General features: G+C 43.5%; 4 protein-coding genes. All 4 read left to right on the forward strand.

Annotated features, from left to right (window positions below; translation table 11 throughout):
* Positions 1–288 precede the first annotated feature (288 nt).
* Positions 289–2,232 carry an EAL domain-containing protein gene (locus CWB72_RS19720; protein WP_138634990.1) on the forward strand — a complete coding sequence of 648 codons (1,944 nt, stop codon included), beginning with the start codon at positions 289–291 and terminating at the stop codon, positions 2,230–2,232.
* A gap of 194 nt (positions 2,233–2,426) precedes the next feature.
* Complete coding sequence (rsxA, locus tag CWB72_RS19725) at positions 2,427–3,008, forward strand: electron transport complex subunit RsxA (RefSeq protein WP_058030771.1); 582 nt, start codon at positions 2,427–2,429, stop codon at positions 3,006–3,008.
* Between the two features lie 2 nt (positions 3,009–3,010).
* Positions 3,011–3,565, forward strand: a complete 555-nt coding sequence (gene rsxB / locus CWB72_RS19730; RefSeq protein WP_138634993.1) for an electron transport complex subunit RsxB — start codon at positions 3,011–3,013, stop codon at positions 3,563–3,565.
* Positions 3,566–3,573: 8 nt separating this feature from the next.
* A partial coding sequence (gene rsxC, locus CWB72_RS19735; RefSeq protein ID WP_138634996.1) for an electron transport complex subunit RsxC occupies positions 3,574–5,796 on the forward strand: 2,223 nt, incomplete at its 3' end.

Below are 5,796 nucleotides of genomic sequence, written 5' to 3' on the forward strand. Positions count from 1 at the left end.
AGTCGGGGAGGGGGAGCCAATATTCAGATTCTCATAGACTTTTCCTAAACATTGCACTACCCTACTACAGTTAATTTTTTCCTTTAAAATCGCTGAGTCAGCTAAATTTAATAATTAAAATTTTTGCTTATTTTGCGATAATTGTTCCTCAATTTTTATATTAGTCTGACGATAAAGAACCGTATTATCTTGGCTATAAGTATGCGCTCAAAAAATTTAGGCTAGCTTAATCGCGACTAAATTATTTGAAGTTTGGAATAAAACTAAAAAGAACTGAAAGACACAATAATGGCAGGCTTTAAAAAACTTATATTTGTGCAATTGATCTCTTGGCTTCTGTTTTCACTTGTTGGTGTATTCTTCTTTGCGACCAGCTTTGATTCAGCAGTGTCAAAAGCACAGCAAAGTGCACAAGTAATGGTGACTCAGTATATAAAAGAAAAAACCATGGCAGAGGTCACCCCTCAGCATATTCGTCAAGCACTGGCGAATGGCAATGTATTTTCAACCTTCATTGTAAGAGACTTTAATGGTGACACAGTTTTAAACGTTAACACCCACAGTCCATTACCTTTTATAGCTGAAATTATCGAATCGAATATTAATGCTATTCGCCCGCAATTTGCTGTAAATGTGACCAAAGACATTAAAATCGAATTCATTATTAATGCACAAAGCCAAGCTCAGCTGTTACAACAAGCTGTCATCATGATGTTTATTATCACCGCCCTACTCGCATTTATTCCTGTCTTCTATATGAAAGCAATTTATAAACGCTTAAATCGTAATGTCAGTATGACTGTTGCAGATGCGGTAGATATGTACATTACTCAAAACCAAGTGACCGACAGCATAGAAAATGACTTTAACGCAGGTAAGGTACAAGCACTGGGTGCAGAGCTTGCTCCTTCTTTTAATCGTTTAGCGCATTTCTTAAAGAGTAAACAAGAAGATATTCAAAGTGCCGCGCAAAGTATAAAGCAGGAAGCTTATAAAGATGTGGTAACCGGTCTGGGTAACCGCAACATGTTCGTGGAGTATTACGAGCAGCATATTGAATCAAGTAGCAAAAAATCATTTGGTACCCTTGCTATGATCCGTTGTAGTGAACTACAAGTGATCAACCAAACTCGTGGCTATCAAAAAGGTGACGAGTACATAAAATCAGTCTCCGAAATAATTACGCATGTTTGTGGCACTTATACTGGCGGGCAAACTTTCAGGTTAAATAGCTCTGACTTTGCGGTTATATTGCCTAATATTCCGGCAAAAGAAGCCGAACATTTCGGTGATACATTACAAGCAAGGTTCACTCAATATCAACAAAACCAAGAGCTCAGCTCAGTGGCTAACACGGGTATTGTCCCATACGAAACAGGTAAGCCATTAGGCGAGATATTATCTGTGGTCGATAATGCCATGAGTATGGCCCAGAGTAAGCAAGCGAATGCGTGGCATATTCAACGCGAATCGGATCTTATCAACAATGTTGGTGCAGGTTTTGGTAACCAAAATTGGCGTAAAGTGATCCATGATGTGATCGAAGCAAAACGCGTCAGCTTGATGATGCAAAACATTATGCCGATTGGTAAAAATGTTAAAGCCTATGCCGAAATCCAAGCCCGTTTTAAAACCGAAGATAACCAAATGCTGCCAACGGCGTCTTTCTTGGCGATGGCAGAAAAACTTGAGATGGCCATCGAAATCGATAAATTGATCATAGATACGTCACTTGAGCTCATAAAAACCCGTAACTTCACTGAAAAGTTCTTCGGTATCAATGTCACTGCATCAAGTGCCCACTCAGATCAATTTGTGATCTGGCTAGAGCGTCGTCTGTTGAAAGATGCCAACATTGCTTCGAAATTGATTTTTGAAGTGAGCGAGTTTGGTTTACAGCAAAATATTAAAGCCAGTAAACGCTTTATCGATATGGTTCACCGTGTTGGTGCCCGTATCACCGTTGAACGTTTTGGTGTTGGTTTAACCTCATTTAAGTTCTTCAGAGATTTGAAACCTGACTTCATCAAGATGGATGCAAGTTATACCCGTGGTCTTGAAGAAGATAAAAACAACCAGTACTTCATGCGACTGATGGTCGACCTAGCACACCGCATAGGGGTGAGCGTGTTTGCTGAAGGGGTTGAGAACCAAGAAGAAAAGCACGTAGTTGAAACACTCTGCCTCGACGGTGTTCAGGGTTACTACATAGAGAAACCCAAAGAAATATAACAGCAAAAAACCACACTAAAAATAGGCCCTTTCAGGGCCTTTTTTGATTTCGCTGCGTATATCCGTAAATCTTTACAAAAATAACCATTTATCAAAACAATTCTGCCGTTTTTGTTGTGATATTCAGCGCCAAACTTGGTAAAATTAACAATCGCTAGGCACTCAATAAAAAGGCGTCAACGTTAGGGGCTATAATGACTGAATATATTCTGTTGCTGATTGGCACAGTATTAGTAAATAATTTCGTGTTAGTACAATTCTTAGGCTTATGCCCTTTCATGGGCGTATCAGGCAAATTAGACACTGCCGTTGGTATGTCAATGGCCACAACTTTTGTACTCACGCTAGCCTCAGTGACGAGTTACCTTGTTAACGAGTATATATTGCAACCTCTCGAATTAGAGTTCTTACGCACCATGAGCTTCATACTCGTTATTGCTGTGGTGGTGCAATTTACCGAAATGGTGGTGAAGAAAACCAGCCCTACCCTTTACCGTTTACTGGGTATTTTCTTACCGCTTATCACAACTAACTGTGCAGTATTAGGTGTTGCCCTACTTAACATTAAAAATGAGCATACCTTTATGAGTTCAGCCGTGTTCGGTTTTGGTGCCGCTGTCGGTTTTTCTATGGTGCTGGTTTTATTTGCCGCACTGCGTGAACGCCTGGCAGTTGCCGATGTACCAACACCGTTCAAAGGTGCGTCAATCGCCATGATCACCGCCGGCTTAATGTCTCTTGCCTTTATGGGCTTTTCTGGATTAGTGAAGTTTTAACCATGACCTTGTTTTATGCACTCATTGCGCTAGGTTCACTGGCGCTGATTTTTGGCCTTATTTTAGGTTATGCCGCGGTAAAATATCGCGTTGAAAGTAGCCCTGTTGTCGACCAAGTCGATGCCATTTTACCGCAAACACAATGCGGCCAATGTGGTTACCCTGGCTGTCGTCCTTACGCTGAAGCCATCGCCAATGGCGACGAAATTAATAAATGCCCACCGGGTGGTGATGCCACCATTAAAAAGCTAGCCGATTTAATGGGCGTTGAGCCTAAACCTTTAGCCGGCGGCGAAGAAGCCGAACCAGCTAAAACTGTGGCATATATTCGTGAAGATGAATGTATTGGTTGCACTAAATGTATTCAAGCTTGTCCGGTTGACGCCATTGTTGGTGCTACAAGACAAATGCATACCGTGTTAAAAGATGAATGTACCGGCTGTGATTTATGCGTTGAGCCTTGCCCGGTTGATTGTATTGATATGATCCCTGTTGCTGAAACAAAGCAAACATGGAAATGGCAGTTAAACGCCATTAACGTCACTCAGATTGATTAGAGGTTGCCGTGGAATCGTTATTTGAACAAATTGAACGTGGAACGCTGTGGCAATTTCCTGGTGGTATTCACCCACCAGAACAAAAAACATTGTCAAACCAAGCTCCAATTCGCCAGTTACCCTTACCTGATAAGTTGGTTATTCCGTTAAAGCAGCATATTGGTGCCAACGGTCAACTGCTTGTCCATGTGGGCGATCATGTTTTAAAAGGTCAAGCACTAACAAAACCAGCTGGAAATTGGTCTTTACCTATCCATGCCGCTACTTCAGGCATCATCACCGCCATTGAACATAGACCATCGGCACACCCGTCAGCTTTGCCAGAGCCGAGCATCGTGCTTGAACCTGATGGTCAAGACACTTGGTGTGCGCTTGAACCTCTTGCTCAATACAAAGATATTTCAAAACAGCAACTGGTTGATAAAATTCATGATGCAGGTATTGCCGGTATGGGTGGCGCAGGCTTCCCGACTTATGTGAAAGCAAGCAGCCAAGCTGAGATTGATTTTTTTGTTGTCAATGGCGTTGAATGTGAACCTTATATCACAGCCGATGACATGTTAATGCGTGAGCATGCTGAGCAAATCGTGCAAGGTATTGAAATCATGCAACACCTACTCTCTCCAAAGTATGTGTTAGTTGGTATTGAAGATAATAAGCCCGAGGCCATTGCTGCGATGCAAAAAGCCTCATCACATAACGATAAAATCTTAGTTCGATCAGTGCCAACCAAATACCCTTCTGGCGGTGAAAAACAGCTGATCAAAGTACTGACTTCTCGTGAAGTGCCCAGTGCGGGCATTCCTGCAGATATTGGCGTATTAGTGCAAAACGTCGGTACTTTATTTGCGATAAGCGACGCTGTGCTTCGTGGCAAACCGCTCATTGAGCGTGTTGTTACTGTAACCGGTAACACCATCAAACAAGCACAAAATGTTTGGGCACTGATGGGCACTGAGATTAAGCACCTACTCGATAGCCAAGGGTTCGAACCCGTTACTGCACAGCGTGTCATCATGGGTGGGCCAATGATGGGCTTCACTTTGCCAACAGTGCGCATTCCTGTGGTCAAAACCACCAACTGTATTTTGGCACCTGACAATCAAGAGCTGGCTGAGCCAAACGATGAAAAAGCTTGTATCCGCTGTAGTGCATGTGCCGATGCTTGCCCGCAAACTTTACTACCACAGCAATTACAGTGGTTTGCTAAAGGCAAAGAGTATCAAAAGCTTGAAGAATACAACCTGTTTGATTGTATTGAATGTGGTGCGTGTTCGTACGTGTGCCCGAGTGAAATTCCACTGGTGCAATATTACCGTGTTGCCAAAGCTGAGATCCGTGAACAAAAACTAGAACAGATCAAAGCAGAAAGAGCAAAAGAACGTTTCGAAGCCCGTAAAGAGCGTTTAGAGCGAGAGCAAGAAGAACGTCAAAACCGTCACAAGCGTTCAGCGAGCCGTTCTACTCAATCAGCGCAAAGTAAAGAAAAAGTGGCTGAAGCACTTGAGCGTGTTAAGAGTAAGAAAGCACCAGAAAAATCAGCAGTTGAAGCTGCAATCGCCCGAGCTAAAGCGAAAAAAGCAGCTGATGGTTCACTCGAGCCAGATAATAGTGCTGTTGCATTAGAGCGCGCTAAGCGTAAAGAGCAAGCTCGCCAATACAAGGCTGAGAAAGCCACTGATGACAGTGCCGATAAGCCTAAAGATAATAAGGCTGCTGTTGCCGCAGCCATTGCCCGCGCGAAAGCGAAAAAGGCCGCACAACAAACAGCAGCTGATGATGTAAATTCAGAACAGCAAGCAACTCAAACTGACGCATCGACCGATCCTCGCAAGGCCGCAGTTGCCGCCGCCATTGCTCGTGCAAAAGCAAAGAAAGCGGCACAAAACGCAGAACAAGATGAAGCGCCAGCTGAAACTGAAAGCATAGAAGATCCGCGTAAAGCCGCTGTTGCTGCCGCCATTGCCCGTGCAAAAGCAAAGAAAGTAGCTAAAGAGACTGAGCAAAGCGATAGCTCAGTATCTGATAGCGAGCCGGAAGATCCGCGCAAAGCTGCTGTTGCAGCTGCTATCGCCCGAGCGAAAGCAAAGAAAGCAGCTAAAGAAACAGAACAAAGCGATGAAACTGTAGCTGATAGCGAGCCGGAAGATCCGCGTAAAGCCGCTGTTGCAGCGGCCATCGCTCGAGCAAAAGCGAAAAAAGCAGCGAAAGAAGCTGAGCAAAGCGATGCT

The sequence above is a fragment of the Pseudoalteromonas phenolica genome (assembly GCF_005886345.1).
GTDB classification, from domain to species: domain Bacteria; phylum Pseudomonadota; class Gammaproteobacteria; order Enterobacterales; family Alteromonadaceae; genus Pseudoalteromonas; species Pseudoalteromonas phenolica_A.